This is a genomic window from Microvirga tunisiensis, from assembly GCF_009296175.1.
GTDB classification, from domain to species: domain Bacteria; phylum Pseudomonadota; class Alphaproteobacteria; order Rhizobiales; family Beijerinckiaceae; genus Microvirga; species Microvirga tunisiensis.
The window spans coordinates 66904-83749 of the sequence record NZ_VOSK01000006.1; the positions used below are offsets into that span (position 1 = coordinate 66904).

At 64.7% G+C, this 16846-nt stretch carries 15 protein-coding genes and 1 pseudogene; 4 read left to right on the forward strand and 12 right to left on the reverse strand.

The annotated features are described in order from the left end of the window. The first annotated feature begins 312 nt into the window (after positions 1–312). The 3 genes and pseudogenes from FS320_RS03995 to FS320_RS04005 all read left to right on the forward strand — a co-directional run bounded on the left by FS320_RS03995 (position 313) and on the right by FS320_RS04005 (position 3782). Positions 313–777, forward strand: coding sequence for a DUF2231 domain-containing protein (locus tag FS320_RS03995; protein ID WP_152709500.1), 465 nt, complete (start codon positions 313–315; stop codon positions 775–777). Then, a pseudogene (locus FS320_RS04000) lies at positions 770–2107 on the forward strand (PQQ-dependent sugar dehydrogenase); the annotation flags it as partial. The gene FS320_RS03995 and the pseudogene FS320_RS04000, both read left to right, overlap by 8 nt. A 277-nt stretch (positions 2108–2384) precedes the next feature. Continuing rightward, entirely contained in the window at positions 2385–3782 is a 1398-nt protein-coding gene (locus tag FS320_RS04005) for a metal-dependent hydrolase family protein (RefSeq protein WP_244626961.1), read from the forward strand. Positions 3783–3814: 32 nt separating this feature from the next. Here the strand turns inward: FS320_RS04005 and FS320_RS04010 are convergent, their stop codons facing one another. Continuing rightward, a complete protein-coding gene (locus FS320_RS04010) occupies positions 3815–4324 on the reverse strand; it encodes a hypothetical protein (protein WP_152709504.1) in 510 nt (169 codons plus the stop codon). A gap of 125 nt (positions 4325–4449) precedes the next feature. Then, on the reverse strand, positions 4450–6720 hold the full coding sequence (locus FS320_RS04015; protein ID WP_152709506.1) for a PAS domain S-box protein: 2271 nt from the start codon (positions 6718–6720) through the stop codon (positions 4450–4452). Positions 6721–7988: 1268 nt separating this feature from the next. Between FS320_RS04015 and typA the strand changes: the two genes are divergently transcribed. Next, complete coding sequence (gene typA / locus FS320_RS04020; RefSeq protein ID WP_152709508.1) at positions 7989–9815, forward strand: translational GTPase TypA; 1827 nt, start codon at positions 7989–7991, stop codon at positions 9813–9815. 168 nt (positions 9816–9983) lie between these two features. On the opposite strand, the gene FS320_RS45785 is transcribed toward typA, so the two are convergent. The 10 genes from FS320_RS45785 to ubiE form a co-directional block, all read right to left on the reverse strand. Next, positions 9984–10148 carry a hypothetical protein gene (locus tag FS320_RS45785; protein WP_162866254.1) on the reverse strand — a complete coding sequence of 55 codons (165 nt, stop codon included), beginning with the start codon at positions 10146–10148 and terminating at the stop codon, positions 9984–9986. Between the two features lie 21 nt (positions 10149–10169). Beyond that, positions 10170–10490 (reverse strand): hypothetical protein, encoded by a 321-nt coding sequence (locus FS320_RS04025; RefSeq protein ID WP_152709510.1) that lies wholly within the window; start codon positions 10488–10490, stop codon positions 10170–10172. Positions 10491–10532: 42 nt separating this feature from the next. Beyond that, positions 10533–10760: a hypothetical protein gene (locus tag FS320_RS04030; protein ID WP_152709512.1), complete on the reverse strand. Its 228-nt coding sequence runs from the start codon at positions 10758–10760 to the stop codon at positions 10533–10535. A gap of 12 nt (positions 10761–10772) precedes the next feature. Continuing rightward, positions 10773–11129: a hypothetical protein gene (locus FS320_RS04035; RefSeq protein WP_152709514.1), complete on the reverse strand. Its 357-nt coding sequence runs from the start codon at positions 11127–11129 to the stop codon at positions 10773–10775. A 144-nt stretch (positions 11130–11273) separates the two neighbouring features. Then, entirely contained in the window at positions 11274–12254 is a 981-nt protein-coding gene (gene cysK / locus FS320_RS04040) for a cysteine synthase A (protein WP_152709516.1), read from the reverse strand. Between the two features lie 73 nt (positions 12255–12327). Next, positions 12328–12777 carry an RrF2 family transcriptional regulator gene (locus FS320_RS04045; RefSeq protein WP_152709518.1) on the reverse strand — a complete coding sequence of 150 codons (450 nt, stop codon included), beginning with the start codon at positions 12775–12777 and terminating at the stop codon, positions 12328–12330. Between the two features lie 12 nt (positions 12778–12789). After that, positions 12790–13245: a dUTP diphosphatase gene (gene dut / locus FS320_RS04050; RefSeq protein ID WP_152709520.1), complete on the reverse strand. Its 456-nt coding sequence runs from the start codon at positions 13243–13245 to the stop codon at positions 12790–12792. Further along, on the reverse strand, positions 13242–14456 hold the full coding sequence (gene coaBC / locus FS320_RS04055; protein WP_152709522.1) for a bifunctional phosphopantothenoylcysteine decarboxylase/phosphopantothenate--cysteine ligase CoaBC: 1215 nt from the start codon (positions 14454–14456) through the stop codon (positions 13242–13244). Before coaBC ends, dut begins: the two co-directional genes overlap by 4 nt. Then, positions 14453–16027, reverse strand: a complete 1575-nt coding sequence (ubiB, locus tag FS320_RS04060; RefSeq protein WP_162002793.1) for a 2-polyprenylphenol 6-hydroxylase — start codon at positions 16025–16027, stop codon at positions 14453–14455. The genes coaBC and ubiB overlap by 4 nt, the downstream gene beginning before the upstream one ends. Positions 16028–16029: 2 nt before the next feature. Beyond that, a complete protein-coding gene (gene ubiE / locus FS320_RS04065) occupies positions 16030–16779 on the reverse strand; it encodes a bifunctional demethylmenaquinone methyltransferase/2-methoxy-6-polyprenyl-1,4-benzoquinol methylase UbiE (protein ID WP_152709589.1) in 750 nt (249 codons plus the stop codon). Positions 16780–16846: the final 67 nt, after the last annotated feature.

Here is a 16846-nt window from a genome sequence, read left to right on the forward strand (position 1 = left end):
GCAGAGGCCTGTTTTCTTGATCGGTGCGACGGCTCGCATAAAAGCCCAGGTTCACTCTTCGGCCCGGCGAGCTGATGCCGAAAAATGCCGAGCTCATCTATAAAGGCTTCTGGTTCTCGCCGGAGCGCGAGGAAAGAAACTGCATCATGGCCGGGCACGTCCTGGCCATTTTCATTTTTGACGAGCGCTTCGTTTGGCCTGCGTCGAAGCACGATGCCTCTCCTTGATGTGAGGACATCCCGAGAGGTGAACAGGGAACTTAACGGAAGCTCGGCCGTCGACTTGAAGTGTCATCGACTTCAGAGAGGCCCGATGCCGTCGCTCCATGTCCCTTACCCGCCATCGAACGCAGCGATTGCCGGGCACACGATCCACCGGTTTCTAGCGTCGTTTCCCATCGCGTGCTTCACGCTCGCGCTCGCAACCGACATCGCCTATTGGCGGACGTCGAATCTGATATGGCTGGAGTTCTCCGCCTGGCTCCTGCTGGCGGGAATCACCGTCGGCGTCGCTGCGGCCCTGTTCGGCGCGGTCTCCTTCCTGGTCCGCTTCGGGGCCCGCGCCGTGAGGTTCGCCTGGCCGGCCGCGATCGGAACCCTCGTCGTGCTGATCCTGGCCTTCTTCAACAACCTTGTTCACACGGCCGACGGCTGGACTGCGGTCATGCCCTGGGGGCTGACCCTCTCGGCGCTGACGGTGCTGGTCATGCTCGTCACGCTCTGGCTCAGCGTCTCGCTTGTTCATGCCCACGGCATGGGAGTGCGCAACCATGATTGATTGCTTCCGCCTGCAGCGCGCCGCCGCTCTCACGGGAACCTGCCTCCTCGCGCTCGCGCTCATGGGCTGCGACGGCGGCAATGGAAACTTCGACACCGCAAGCCAGATCGGCCCGGATCCGGTTCTGCCGGAGCCCAGCGCGGAAATCATGCCCGACCTGAAAGTCGCCGAGGTCGTCGGCTGGAAGGACGGTCAGTCGCCGACGGTTCCTGACGGGTTGACGGTGACGGTCTACGCCAAGGACCTCGTGAGTCCGCGCATGGTGCGCCCCTTGCCGAACGGCGACGTGCTCGTCGTGCAGTCGCGCGCGCCCGAAGGCAAGCCGAAGGCGCGGCCCAAGGACTTCATCCGCGAATGGATCATGGCGGTGGCGAAAGGTGACACCGGGCCGTCGAAGGAGAGCAACCTGATCACGCTCCTGCGCGACACGAACCGCGACGGCAAGGTCGACGAGCGCAAAGACCTTTTGAAGAATCTCAACTCGCCTTTCGGCGTCGTCTGGCACGACGGCACGCTCTACGTCGCCGCAGCCGATGCGATCCTGGCCTATCCCTACCAGCTCGGACAGACGGAGATCACCGCGCCGCCGAAGGAGCTGGCGCCGCTTCCGGGCGGACCGATCAATCACCACTGGACCAAGGATCTGGCGCTGAGCCCGGACGGGCGGTTTCTCTATGCCTCCGTCGGCTCCAACTCCAATGCCGGCGAGCGCGGGCTTGAGGCCGAGAAGGGCCGGGCGGCGATCTGGCAGGTGGACCGCGCGACAGGCGCGTCCCGGCTCTTCGCCTCGGGCTTGCGCAACCCCAATGGCCTGAGCTTCCATCCCGAGACAGGAGCGCTCTGGACGGTCGTGAACGAGCGTGACGAACTCGGACCCGATCTCGTGCCGGACTACCTGACGTCGGTGCAGGAGGGCGGGTTCTATGGCTGGCCGTGGAGCTATTACGGCAATCACGTGGACGAGCGCGTGCATCCGCCGCGCCCCGAGATGGTGCAGAAGGCGATCAAGCCCGACTATGCCCTGTCCAGCCATGTCGCGGCGCTCGGCCTGACCTTCTCGATGAACTCGTCCTTGCCGGAGCCTTACAGGAACGGCGCCTTCATCGGCGAGCACGGCAGCTGGAACCGCAAGGCCTTCAATGGCTACAAGGTGGTCTATGTGCCGTTCGAGAATGGTAAACCGGCAGGCAAGGCGCAGGATGTGGTCACCGGGTTTCTGGTGGGCGACCAGGCCCGCGGTCGGCCGGTCGGAGTCGCCATCGACGGCACCGGCGCCCTCCTCATTGCCGACGATGCGGGCAATACCGTGTGGCGTGTCGCGGCGGCCAACGCCGCGGCTCCGCGGAGTCAATGATACCGGGATCAGGAAGGTCGCACACGGAGGAAGAGAGCGCCAGGCGGGCTTCCCGGCGAATGTCGTATTCGATGTCGGCCTGAACACTTTACGCCGGGCGGGGTCAGGTCCGTGTCGTCTCCCATATCGCCCCTGCCGATTTCAGGGTTTTCCCTGATGGTCAGACGCACGGACAGAGACGAGGCTTCTCAACCAAGACTTCAATGCCCTCGGCGGTGTGCAAGGGGGCAGCTCACGGGAACAGGTGGTCGCAATGTCCGGCAGACGAATGGTCAGCAATCTGAAGCACACCTTGTCCCGATTGCTCGTCCTGGCGGGAGCTCTGACGATCGGGCATTCCTCGGCGACCGTGGCGCAGCCGCAATCGCCCGCTCGAGACCGCAACGCGCCGGTTCTCTTCGAAAACGTCCGAATCTTCAACGGGAAGAGCGCAACGCTGTCGGGTCCCTCTCATGTTCTGGTGAGGGGAAACGTCATCGAGCGCATATCGGCCGACCCGATCGACCTCGCGGCGGAGACCGGCATCCGGGTCCTCCCCGGGAGCGGGCGCGTGCTGATGCCGGGCCTGATCGACATGCATTGGCACGCGATGCTGGTGCGCCCGACGCCCGTGACGCTTCTCTCCAGCGGCATCGGCTATTCCAACCTCCTGGCCGGGGCCGAGGCCACGGCCACGCTGATGCGCGGGTTCACCACTATCCGTGACCTGGGTGGGCCATCCTTCGATCTCAAGCGCGCCATCGACGAAGGATTGCTGCCGGGGCCGCGCATCTATCCGTCCGGCGCCGTCATCACGATCACCAGCGGCCATGGCGACTTTCGCCAGCTCTCGGATCTGCCGAGGACCATCGGCGGGATGCTCGCCCGTGTCGAGCAGCTCGGCGGAAGCATGATCGCCGACAGTCCCGACGAGGTGCGATTGCGGACGCGCGAGCAGCTCATGCAGGGCGCATCGCAGATCAAGCTCACGGCCGGCGGCGGCGTGGCATCCCCGTTCAGCCCGCTCGACGTGTCCACTTTCACCGAGGCCGAACTGCGCGCCGCGGTCGAAGCGGCCGAGAACTGGGGCACCTACGTCTGCACCCATGCCTATACGTCCGTGTCGATCCAGCGGTCGGTCGCGGCCGGTGTGAAGTGCATCGAGCACGGACATCTGATGGACGACGCCACGGCCCGGCTGATGGCCGAGAAGGGGATCTGGCTGAGCACGCAGCCCTTCCTCGATCTGAGCGGCGCCAGCGGTTTAGGTCCGGCGGAACAGGCGAAACTGGGACAGGTGGTCGCCGGCACCGAGTCGGTCTACGCCCTGGCGAAGAAATACAGGATCAAGACGGCCTTCGGCACGGACATTCTGTTCTCCGAGGCCCTGGCGAAGCGGCAGAGCGCCATGCTCGCGACCCTCAAGCGATGGTATACGCCAGCCGAGGCGCTGATCATGGCAACGTCGACGAATGCCGAATTACTGAAACTGTCCGGTCTGCGCAATCCCTATCCCGGCACGCTCGGCGTCGTGCAGGAGGGAGCGCTGGCGGACCTGCTGCTGGTCGACGGCAATCCGCTGGAGAACCTCGATCTCGTTGCCGATCCGGACAGGAACTTCCTCGTCATCATGAAGGACGGCAAGATCCACAAGGACACGCTGCCGCGGTGAGGTGCGAGATCGGGGCGCAGCCCCGACGGCTCTTATTTGGCACCCGCCCGATTGACCTTCTCCCCCAGGCGCCTGATCACCTCGGCCTGATCGGGTCCGAACTCCATCTCGGTGACCCATCCTCTGCCGGAGCCTGGATTGGGCCAGCGGACGCAACCGGCATAGACCTTGCGCCCGTTGTCGAATTCCCATTGCTCGAGTTGAACGACCCGCTCACCCAGGGTGGGACGCGACACCATCTGGTGGGAGCGTACTTTTGTCGACTCGTTCTGCTTGTGCACCGATTCGAGGCCGGCCCGCAGGAATCCACGCATCGAATCGGCCATTTTCTCATAGTCCGGGCGCGTCTTGGCCGCTTGGGCGTCCCATGGCTGCGCTTCCAGGAAGATCGTGTCGATGGCCTCGTCGATCTTGCTGGCCGTCATCAGTTCCAGCGTCTTCTCGCAGGCATCGGCCTGGGCCTCGTCATCGGCCCATCCCGCCGCAGAAGCAGCCGCCGCCATCGGGGCGAGGGCAAGAACGGTCAGCACGGTCCGGATCATGGATCTGTCTCCTGCGGAAGGCATGGCATCCGCAGGGTTACGCATGGGGTTGTGCAACAGTTCCTAGAAGCAGATTCTCTTCGGCCCTTGCGCGAGTGCATCGGGTTCGGGTTGGGGCTTTTCGCCTAATGCCGTGAAGGGTGTTCCGCCGTTCCGCCTGCTTCGCTCAACGGGATGTCCATCACGCACACGGCGCCGGCGGGCGCGTAGGTCAGCCGAACCTCTCCCCCGATGTCCTGCGCCAGGCTCCGCTCGATCAGCCGCGTGCCGAAGCCCCTGCGGGTCGGAACGGTCACGGGCGGCCCACCCCGCTCCTGCCACCGTAGCACCAGGCGCGGCACGTCACCCGGCGTGATAACCCAGGTGATGACGACGCATCCCGATGGGACGGAGAGCGCGCCATACTTTGCAGCGTTCGTCGCGAGTTCGTGGACCGCCATCGCGATGGCCAGAGCCGTCCTCGGGATGAGACGGAGGCGCGGCCCCTCGATCTCGAAGTGCTTTGTCTTCTGCCGGAGATAGGGTTCGACAACCTCGTCGATGATCTCCCGAAGCTCCGCCCCTTCCCAGTTCTCACGCGTGAGCACGTCATGGGCGCGCGCCAGGGCGAACAGACGGTCCTCGAAGGCCTGGGCCTTGGGCCGGTCCTCGTCGCTCACGTGCCGCAGGCTTTGAGCAGCCATCGCCTGGACGATGGTCAGCGTGTTCTTCACGCGGTGGTTCAGCTCGTTGATGAGGAGCTCCCGGTGATCGTCCCATTCCTTGCGCTCATGAATATCCACGCTGACGCCGAACCATTTCTCGATGACACCATTCTGGTCGGCATGCGGCAGAGCGCGAAAGGCGTGCCAGCGGTACTCCCCGTCCCGGCGGCGGTAGCGAACCTCGCCCTCATAAGTTTCGCCCGTTTCACGGCAATGCTGCCAGTAGGGCAGGATACGCTCGGCATCCTCGGGGTGCATGGCTTGCGCCCACCCTTGCCCCTCGGCTTCCTCGACGGTCTGGCCAGTGAACTCATGCCAACGCTGGTTCAGGAAGATGCTTCGGCCTGTTCCTGAGTACACCCAAACGAGAGCAGGCGTTACATTGGTGACGGTTCGGAACTCCGCCACGCTTGCGCTCAGGCGATCCTCGATCTGCTTGCGCTCGGTGATGTCGAGCACCGACCCCACATAGCCGAGAAAGGTGCCGTCACTGCCAAAGCGCGGCGCCGCAGCGTCGATGGCCCAGCGGTAGGTTCCGTCTGCGCGGCGCAGCCGGTACTCCAGCTGGAATGCTTCCCGCTTGAGATTGGCGTTTCGGAACACCTCGTCCGACCAGTCCCGATCATCCGGGTGGACCGCGTCCAGCCAACCGAACCCTAAGCCGGTCTCCGGAGTCTGCCCGGTGAATTCGCACCAGGAGCGGGACAGGTAGGTACAGGTCCCGTCGGGTTCGGTCACCCAGACCATGACAGGGGCGTTGTCGGCGAGATTGCGGAACCGTGCCTCGCTCTCGCGCAGGCTCTCTTCGGCCTGAACCCGCTCCGTGACGTCATACCCTTCGGCGAAGATGCCGGTGACCTTGCCCTCGCTGTCGGTGATCGGCTGATAGACGAGGTCGACGAAGCGGTCCTCAACACGGCTTCCCGGTTTTCGTTGAAGCCCGACCCGCAAGTTGCGTCCGACGAATGGCTCACCCGTCGTGTAGACCTTGTCCAGCAGCTCGAAGAATCCCTGACCTGCGACCTCGGGCAGAACCTCTCGCACGGGTTTGCCCATGATGTCACGACGGTGGCCCACGAGCTGAAGGTAGGCGTCGTTCGCCAGCTCGAAGACATGATCGCGCCCGCTCAGCATCGCCATGAAGCCCGGAGCCTGCTTGAAGAGCTCGCGGAGCCGATCCTGCTCCGCTTTCAGCGCCGCGCGGGACTTGACCTCCTGCGTGGTCTCCGTGCAGGCGCAGAACATGCCGGCAATGCCGCCTGTCTCGTCCCGTACAGGCGAGTAGGAGAAGGTGTACCACGTATCTTCCGGGTAGCCGTTGCGCTCCATCACGAGGTGCAGGTCCTCGTGATACGTCGCCTCCCCTGCGAGAGCCTTCGTCACCAGGGGTTCGATGTCGGGCCAGATTTCCGACCACACATCCCGGAATGGCAATCCGAGGGCATGCGGGTGCTTTGCGCCGAAGATCGGCCGATAGCCGTCGTTGTACAGGAAGGCGAGGTGAGGTCCCCAGGCGATGAACATGGGAAACTTGGAGGTGAGCATCAGGCTCACCACGGTCCGGAGGCTCTGGGGCCAGTTTTCCGGCGGCCCGAGGGGCGACGTGGACCAGTCGTGGGCGCGCATGAGCGCACCCATTTCGCCGCCCCCGCTCAGGAAATCCAGACTGGGACCAAGCTTACCATGCATCATGCGCCTACCGGAGATTTTTGGGTCTTCCGCGCACGAGCCGGCTGCCCGAGACGGCAGAGAGTGGCGGATTTGACGGCACCGACGCCGTGGCGACGAGCGTCAACCCTGGCCGCGATGGCGGCTGAAAGTCCGGACGTGCGAGGGCGATCAAGGTTGTTTTGGCCGACATGCCGGGGTTCGGAAGGCTGAGGATCTCAGCCATCTAGGCCAACTCCATGTGACTTCAATGCTTCCCCATGGCCGAACGTGAATGGCAGGGCAATGTGTGACGATGATGCTGCCCATCGTCTCGGGCGCTCCGCAGATGGGAACGGGTTCCACTCCCGCTCTCGGCGCTGCTGATGGGTTCCGCCCCCTCCGCTGCGCGTCCTCGCGGGGATGACACCGGCTGGTTCCCGTGCATCCTCTCCCCGTCATGGCCGTCCCGGACTTGATCCGGGGATCAGCCCCGGCCATCCCGCTTCCAGACCCATGGCCCTCATCCTGAGGAGCAGCCGTGAGGCTGCGTCTCGAAGGAGGAGTTCAGGGCTCTCCGGACCCTCCTTCGAGACGCCGCTTTTCGCGGCTCCTCAGGATGAGGCCGAGCGAGACGGTCGGGATCACGGCCCGTGACACCCTCTGCCGTCATGGCCGGGCTTGTCCCGGCCATCCCGATGCGTGAGGCGCGGCGCTTCTCATCATCGGGATCACCGGCACAAGGCCGGTGATGACGGGGAGGATTATAGCCAGGTCTGCGGATTATGTTCTCACTTTGTTCTTGACAGTTCATCCAACCTCGGCTATATCATTGCACAGATCTGCTTCTGAGAGGGGCGCGCTCGCGAGGCGTCGCAGTGTGGGAGCAGGCACGGTCCCGTGCACGCGCTGAACGCAGGTGCGTGTGACGGGAGGCCCAGGATGTGGGCGGGTAGTCGGGATCGGTCGCAGGCCCCCGTCGAGCAGACGGACCACGCCTGCGGCGGTTGACTGAGCCTGCCTCTCCTGTCCGCCTAAAAAAGCCGTGCGCGAAGAGGCACTCCGGCTCTTCCATTCCATCATACCCATCGAGCCGGGCTGCCTGTCGCGCCACCCTCGATCACCCTAAGGCTCGGAGCCCATCGGCTCCGGGCCTACGGGTGCTGGCTGCTCTGCCCAGAAAGGCGTCACCCTGCCCTATTGCCGCCGCTCTCTTATCATTATATTGCAGCACATCAGATTTCCGCCCGGTAGGAGCCAGGGGCGCGGCTACGCTTGCCGCGTGCCGGGCCGCTTTGCTTTGAAAGACCCCTATGAAACTACGCAATATCGCCATCATCGCTCACGTCGACCACGGCAAGACCACCCTCGTCGACAAGCTGCTTCAGCAATCGGGCAGCTTCCGCGAGAATCAGCGCGTGGAAGAGCGCGCCATGGACTCGAACGATCTTGAGAAAGAGCGCGGCATCACCATCCTGGCCAAGGCGACCTCGGTCGTCTGGAAGGACACTCGCATCAACATCGTCGATACCCCGGGCCACGCCGATTTCGGCGGCGAGGTGGAGCGCATCCTGAGCATGGTCGACGGCGCCATCGTGCTCGTGGACGCGGCCGAAGGCCCGATGCCGCAGACGAAGTTCGTGGTCTCCAAGGCCCTCAAGATCGGTCTCAAGCCCATCGTGGCGATCAACAAGATCGACCGTCCCGATGCCCGTCATATCGAGGTGGTCAACGAGGTGTTCGACCTCTTCGCGGCGCTCGACGCCACTGACGAGCAGCTCGACTTCCCGATCCTCTACGGATCGGGCCGCAACGGCTGGATGGCGAAGGCGCCGGAAGGCCCGAGCGACGAGGGTCTGGCGCCCCTGTTCGACCTCGTGCTCGATCACGTGCCCCCGGCCAAGACCGAGGAAGGCCCGTTCCGCATGCTCGGCACGCTGCTCGAGGCCAACCCCTTCCTGGGCCGCATCGTCACCGGCCGCATCAGCTCCGGCACGGTGAAGCCGAACCAGTCGATCAAGGTGCTCGACCGCGAGGGCAAGGTGGTCGAGACCGGCCGCGTGTCCAAGATCCTCGCCTTCCGCGGGCTCGAGCGCCAGCCGATCGAGATCGGCGAGGCGGGCGACATCGTCTCCATCGCGGGCCTCGTGAAGGGCTCCGTGGCCGATACCTTCTGCGCTCCTGAGAACGACATTCCGATCCAGGCGCAGCCCATCGATCCGCCGACCGTGACCATGTCCTTCATCGTCAACGACTCACCGCTTGCCGGAACCGAGGGCGACAAGGTCACGAGCCGCATGATCCGCGACCGCCTGTTCAAGGAAGCGGAAGGCAACGTGACCCTCAAGATCGAGGAAGCCACCGACAAGGACTCGTTCTACGTCTCGGGCCGTGGCGAATTGCAGCTCGCGATCCTGATCGAGACCATGCGCCGCGAGGGCTTCGAGATCGCCGTGTCACGTCCTCGCGTCGTGTTCGAGAAGGACGATAACGGCCAGCTCCTCGAGCCCATCGAGGAAGTGGTGATCGACGTGGACGAGGAGCATTCCGGCGTCGTGGTGCAGAAGATGTCCGAGCGCCGCGCCGACATGGTCGAGATGCGCCCCTCGGGCGGCAACCGCCAGCGCCTCGTGTTCTACGCTCCGACCCGCGGCCTCATCGGCTACCAGGGCGAGCTGATGACCGATACCCGCGGCACTGCGATCATGAACCGCCTATTCCACGCCTACGAGCCCTATCGTGGCGAGATTGCCGGCCGCCGCAACGGCGTGCTGATCTCGAACGATTCCGGCGAGGCCGTGGCCTACGCGCTGTGGAACCTCGAAGATCGCGGCCCGATGATGATCGAGCCCGGCTGGAAGGTCTATCAGGGCATGATCGTGGGCGAGCACAACCGCGAGAACGACCTGGAAGTGAACGTGCTGAAGGGCAAGAAGCTCACCAACATCCGCACGACCTCCAAGGACGAGGCGGTGCGCCTGACCCCGCCGATCCGCATGACGCTGGAGAAGTCGCTCGCCTGGATCCAGGACGACGAGCTCGTCGAGGTGACGCCGAAGTCGATCCGCATCCGCAAGGCGATCCTCGACCCGAACGACCGCAAGCGCGCCGAGCGTTCGAAGGAAGCGCTGAGCGCTTGAACGCAGCACGTCGAGCAAAGTTGAAAGGCCGCCCCCTGGGCGGCCTTTTCCATTTCGCCAACCCATTCCGTCACGGCCGGGCTTGTCCCGGCCATCCTGATCGGAAAGGCGCGTCGCTCCTTAGATCGGGATCAACGGCACAAGGCCGGATGACGGCTGCAGACAGGGCTATCCCTCGGCCTTGCTGGGCTGTCCCTTCTTCGCACCCTCGCCCATCGGGTTCGTCGAATCCTCGCCGGAGGCCTCGGGGTTCTCGCGGCCCTGGGGGGTCAGCCGGGGGGCGCTGATATCCTCTTCCGTGGCCTTGTCGGACTTGTCGTCGGGTTTCGCCATCGCTGTCGTTCCTTCGCTGCTTCAGGTGGGACCGCCGGAGCCGTCGGTCGGGCCCGAGCCGGAATCGGAGCCCGCATCGCCCTCATTGCCGAGGGAGCGCGAGCCGCTGGGATCGGTAAGCCCGGTCGCCCGGCCTCCGGCATCGGTGCCGCTCGTGGGGCTGCCCTTCGGGCCGCCGGGAATGGTGCCCGAGCCAACCTGCGTCTTGTTGGATGGATCGACCGCGCCGCCGAGATCGAAACCGGGGCGGTCCTGAGCGCCGGGACCTGGGTCGCGCTCTGCCGCTTCGGGATCGGGACGTTCCGTCGGGACGCGGGGTCCCGAGTTCCGGTTCTGGGTCATGGGGGCCTCTCTGTCCTTACGAACTCGCTTTACGAACTTGCCTTACGAACTTGTCGAATCCGTCGCGTCGTGATCGCCTGATTCCGGCAAGGAGCCGGCCCCAGGGGTGGCATCCGGGTTCGTCAGATGCGGCTTGTCGTGCGGACCTGCCGCCGGCTGCTTGCCGCCGGGCTGCTTCTCGGCCGAGCGGCCCGCCTGCGGGTCCGGACGCTCGCTGTCGACATAGTTCTTCGTGTCTTCGGTGTGGTTGCCGTAGCCTGCATTGCCCATGATCCGCTCCTGTCAGCCTTGGTCCTTGCCGTTGACCGCCGTCGCGCGCTCGATGGCTTCTGCCGTTGCATCCTTGTCATCCGGCGACAGGCTGGCATCGCTCAGGTGCTTGGTGGTCTCCGGCGTTTCGGCGGCCGTGAGCTCGTCGTGACCGTCCATGCCGGCCTTGCTGGTCTGGCCGGTCTGCCCCTGGCGGTAATTGTAGGCCTCGCCGCCGGGCTCGCTCCACACGCGCCGCATGGTGGCATTGCCCTCAACGCCGCCATCCCGGTTCGGATCGACCGGGCTGTCGACGCCGCCGCGCTGCTCGTTGCGGATCTGGTCCGCCGATTGATCCTTCAATGAATGGGGCGCTTTGCGTTCCGCCATGATGAACTCCTTGAACCATAGCTCGAATCTCGTGAGTGCAAGGAGAACCCGGCGGGCGAGGCGAAGTTCTGGCTACGCTTGGGGTGAGCGCAAACAAAAGGGCGGCCGTGAAGCCGCCCCTCGGTCATTTGTCTGGTGAAGAGATCAGAGTCCGTCGAACAAAGCACTCGAGATGTAGCGCTCCGCGAAGGAGGGCGCGACGGTAATGATGCGCTTGCCCTTGAACTCGGGACGCGAGGCCACTTCGAGCGCCGCCGCCACATTGGCGCCGGTCGAGATGCCGCCGGGAATGCCCTCGAGTTTCGCGAGCTGGCGCGCCGTATCGAACGCCGTCTGATTGCCCACCGTCACCACATCGTCGATGAGTGAGCGGTCGAGCACGTCTGGCACGAAGCCGGCACCGATGCCCTGGATCTTGTGCGGGCCGGGCTGGCCGCCGGAGAGCACCGGGGAATCCTCCGGTTCCACGGCGATCACCTTCATGTTCGGAAGGCGCGGCTTGATCACCTGGGCGACGCCCGTGATCGTGCCGCCGGTGCCGACACCGGCCACGAAGGCGTCGAACTGGCCGTTGGTGTCGTTCCAGATCTCCTCCGCCGTGGTCTTGCGGTGGATCTCCGGATTGGCCGGGTTCTTGAACTGCTGCGGAATGACGGAGTTGGGAATTTCGTTCAGGAGTTCTTCGGCGTTGGCTATCGAGCCCTTCATGCCCATGGGGCCAGGGGTGAGAACGAGCTCCGCGCCGAGATAGGCCAACATCTTGCGACGCTCGATGGACATGGTCTCGGGCATCACCAGGATCAGGCGGTAGCCGCGCGCTGCTGCCACGAAGGCGAGCGCAATGCCGGTGTTGCCGGAGGTCGGCTCGATCAGGGTCGTATCGGGATTGATCTTGCCGGCGGCTTCCATGGCCTCGATCATGCTGACGCCGATGCGGTCCTTCACGCTTGAGATCGGATTGAAGAACTCGAGCTTGACGAGGATCTCGGCGTCTATCCCGCGCTCCTTGGGCAGCCGATTCAGGCGCACGAGCGGAGTGTTGCCGATGGTTTCCGTGATGGAGCCGTAGATGCGGCCACGTCCGGGCTTGGCATCGGAGCCCGACAGATGGAGAGTGTCAGCCATAAGTTTCCTCCTTCAGATCGGCGAAACTTAACCTTTCCCGCACGGGGTGTCGATATTTACATCAATTCACGTTTCATATTGTGAAATCGACGGTAGACATCGTTTCGACAGCCGATTCAGCCTGCGCCTTCTGACACAAATCCTCCACCGTCACCTTATCGAGCTCGGCCAGGAACGCCTCGGTTCCGCGTTGTACCAAGGGCGAAACGACGGCCTCGGCAAGGCGCGATTCCGGCAACGGCGAGGACCCGTCCTCCTCCAGGGCCGACATGGCGATGCGCACGATGTCCCCTGCCGTGATCCGCCGCCGCTCGCGGGCCAGTTCGTAGCCTCCACGGGGACCGCGCACGCCTTTCAGGATGCCCTGACGGACCAGAGCCTGCAGGACTGGCTCCAGATAGCGCGGGGGCAGGTTGTGCCGTGCGGCAAGCGCTTTGGCCGAGACCGGCATGGGCCGGGCATGAAGCGCAATGTCGGTGACGGCAGCGATGGCAAGAAGCGAGCGGCGCGAGAGAAAGTTCATGCGAGTGCTCCCTTACCCCAGCCCCGTCGATCCGAAACCGCCTGCGGCGCGGCCGGTCTCGTCGACCTGTCCCACCTCGATCGGTTCTACCACGGTTACCGGTGCAATCACCATTTGGGCGATGCGCATGCCGCGCGAGATGGTGAAGGGCTCGGAGCCCAGATTGACGAGAAGTACCTGCACCTCGCCGCGGTAATCCGCATCGATGGTGCCCGGCGCATTGAGCACGGTGACGCCATGCTTGAAGGCCAGTCCCGAGCGGGGCCGCACCTGTGCCTCGAAGCCGGTTTGCAGTTGAAACACGAGGCCGGTGGGAACGAGAATCCGCTGCATCGGCTGCAGGACGATCGGCGCATCGGCAGGATTGGCCGCCACGAGATCCATTCCCGCGGCTCCAGCGGTCTCATAGCGCGGCAGAGGTAGATCGGCAGCGTGGGCGAGGCGCTGGACGCACAGGCGATGGCTCATGACTTTGCGCCTTCCGCCATGGCACTCAAATGCCCAATGAGCTTTTTCGCCACGTCGGTTTTCGACAGGGTCGGCCAGGTCTCCACATCCGACGCGGTGACGAGATGCACGGTATTGCTATCGCCCCCCATGACACCGCCTGCGGTGGACACGTCGTTGGCGACGATGAGATCGCAGCCCTTTTTCGCCAGCTTCTGCTTGGCGTGCTCGATCACATGCTCGGTCTCGGCCGCAAAGCCCACCATGAGCGGCGGGCGGCTCTCGGTGCGATGCGAGATGGTGGCGAGGATATCGGGATTCTCGGTGAGCGACAGATTCGGCAGCGCGCCGTCCTTCTTCTTGATCTTCTGCTCACCGGCATTCGCCACACGCCAATCGGCCACAGCGGCCGCAAAGATCCCGATATCGGCCGGCAAGGCCTTTTCGACGGCCTGCAGCATCTCGCGGGCGCTTTCCACATGGACAATAGTCACGCCTGCAGGATCGGGCAGCGTCACGGGGCCCGAGATCAGCGTCACGCGTGCGCCTGCTTCGACAGCGGCTTTCGCAATCGCATGACCCTGCTTGCCGGAGGAGCGGTTAGCGATGTAGCGCACCGGATCGATGGGCTCGTGCGTCGGACCGGAGGTGACGATCACATGCTTCCCGGCGAGCGGTCCCGACGACGCAAGCAGACGCTCGACGGCCGCCGCGACTTCCAGGGGCTCGGCCATGCGGCCGGGGCCGAACTCGGCCTCGGCCATCGCGCCGTCATTGGGCCCGACCACATGAACGCCGTCGGCCTGAAGCGTTTTCAGATTGCGCTGTGTTGCCGGATGCAGCCACATGCGCACGTTCATGGCCGGTGCGATCAGGATCGGCAGCATGGTGGCGAGCAGCACCGTGGAGGCGAGATCGTCTGCGTGCCCGCCCGCCATCTTCGCCATGAGATTGGCGGTGGCCGGCGCAACGATCACAAGGTCCGCATCGCGGGCCAGACGGATATGGCCGATATCAGCCTCGTCCTCACGGTCGAAGAGATCCGTATGCGAGCGCTGCCCTGTGAGAGCAGAGGCGGCAAGCGGCGTGATGAATTGCTGCGCCCCAGCCGTCAGGATGCAGCGGACGGAGGCGCCGCGCTCGCGCAGGCGGCGGATGAGGTCGAGCGACTTGTAGGCTGCGATGCCGCCGCCGATGACGAGGAGGATGCGTTTTCCTGAAAGCGCCGTCATGCGAAGCCTCTGAACATCATGATCATCAGCGAGGCGGCGATAATCCACAAGGCCGCCACGCCCCAGCGGTTGCCGCGCGCCTCGGCGCGGCCAATGGCGGCGACACTGTCCTGGTCGAGCGCCACGCCCCGCGCGGTCACATCCTCGAGCTGGTTGAGCACCCGCTCGGCGCGCAATGCCAGCTCCGGCAGATCGCCGATGACGCCGGCGAGCGTCCACAGACCCTTGCCTGCCTGCTCGACCCGGCCGAGCGGACCGAGATTGCGCTCGATCCAGTCGCGAACCACCGGCTCGGAGGTGGTCCACATGTCGAGCTTCGGGTCGAGGTTGCGGGCCACGCCCTCGACCACAACCATGGTCTTCTGCAACATGACGAGCTCGATGCGGGTTGCCATGTCGAAGAGGGCCGTGATCTCGAAGAGAAGCGTCAGGAGCTTTGCCATCGAAATCTCGTCGGCGCGCCGGTCGTGGATCGGCTCGCCGATGGCGCGGATGGCCTGCGCGAAATCCTCCACCGAATGGTATGGCGGCACATAGCCTGCCTCGAAATGCACCTGCGCCACACGCAGATAATCGCGGCGGATGAAGCCCAACAGAATTTCGGCGAGGAAGCGCCGTTCCTTCATGCCGAGCCGGCCCATGATGCCGAAGTCCACCGCAACGAGACGGCCCTCTGCATCCACGAACAGATTGCCGGGATGCATGTCGGCGTGGAAATAGCCGTCGCGGATGGCATGGCGCAGGAAGGATTGGATCACCGTGCGCCCCAGAGCCACCCGGTCGAGACCGGCTGCTTCGATCCCCGCCAGATCGTTGAGGCGGATGCCGTCGATCCAGGTGGTGGTGAGCACGTCCCGGGCGGTGAGATCCCATTCCGGCTTCGGGACGCGAAAATCGGGATCATCCTTTGTGTTCTCCGCCAGTTCGGAGACGGCGGCGGCTTCCAGGCGCAGATCCATCTCGACGGCGACGGAGCGGGCGAGCGCCTCCACGATCTCAAGGGGCTTGAGGCGGCGCGCATCGGGCACCACGCGCTCGAACAGGCGGGCGGCGGCGCGCATGGCCTGGAGATCGCGGGCGAAGCCTTCGCGCACGCCGGGCCGCACCACTTTTACGGCAATGATCTCCTCGCCTTCCGCGGTGCGGATGCGGGCCTTGTGGACCTGAGCGATGGAGGCGGCGGCTATCGGCTCGCTGAATTCCAGGAACAGCTCGTCGATGGGACGGCCGAGCGCAACCTCGACCATGCGCACCGCTTCCGCACGGGGGAAGGGCGGCATGCGGTCCTGCAGGCGCTCCAGGTCGCGGGCGGCCGCGACGCCGACGATGTCGGGGCGGGTCGCGAGGAACTGGCCGAATTTTACGTAAGAAGGCCCGAGCCGCGTCAGCGCCTTGGAGAGCCGCGCCGCGCCGTCGCCGGCCTGCGGTCGCTCGATGAGACGCGCCATCCGCAAGCCGAAGCGGGCAGCAGGCGGCAGGGCGCTCGGATCGATGAGCGCAAGCGCGCCTTCCCGGGCCAGAACGAAGCCGGCGCGCAGGTTGCGGATGAGATGAACGAGACTGCCGATCACACTCAGATCTTCCAGCCGGAATGAATGGCGACGACGCCGGCCGTCAGCGTCCGATGCGTCACGCGCTTGAAGCCCGCCTCCTCGATCATACGAGCGAAGGCGGCCGGCGGCGGAAAGCGACGGATCGATTCCACCAGATACTGGTAGGATTCCGCATCGCCAGTCACCATGCCCCCGATCTTGGGAATGACGTTGAAGGAATAGGCATCGTAGATCTTGTCGAGAACCGGCACGTCGACCTTCGAGAATTCGAGGCACAGGAAGCGCCCGCCGGGTTTCAGCACCCGATGCGCCTCGCGAAGCGCCGCATCGATGCGCGGCACGTTCCGGATCCCGAAGGCGATGGTATAGGCGTCGTAGGTCTTGGACTTGAGGGGCAGTTCTTCCGCATTGGCTTCGACGAAGTCGATGCGGCCTTCATACCGATGGCCAGCCCGCTCGGCGCCGACTTTGAGCATCTCGCCGTTGATGTCGAGCACGGTCATGCGGGTCTGCGGGCCACTCTCATCCAGGATGCGGAAGGCGACGTCTCCGGTGCCGCCTGCCACGTCGAGATGGCGGAACGGTCGATCGCGGGGCGGACGCAGGGTCGAGACGAGAGCCTCCTTCCAGAGACGGTGGAGCCCAGCCGACATGAGGTCGTTCATCAGATCGTAGCGGCTCGCCACCGAGCGGAAGACCTCGTTGACCTTGCCCTGCTTCTCGCCGAGCGGCACGGACTGGAACCCGAAATGGGTGTTCTCGTCGGTCATGATCTGCACCAAACCTCTCGTCACCTTGAGCTTCGGACCCAAAAGTGGATTGCACTTTTGGGATCCA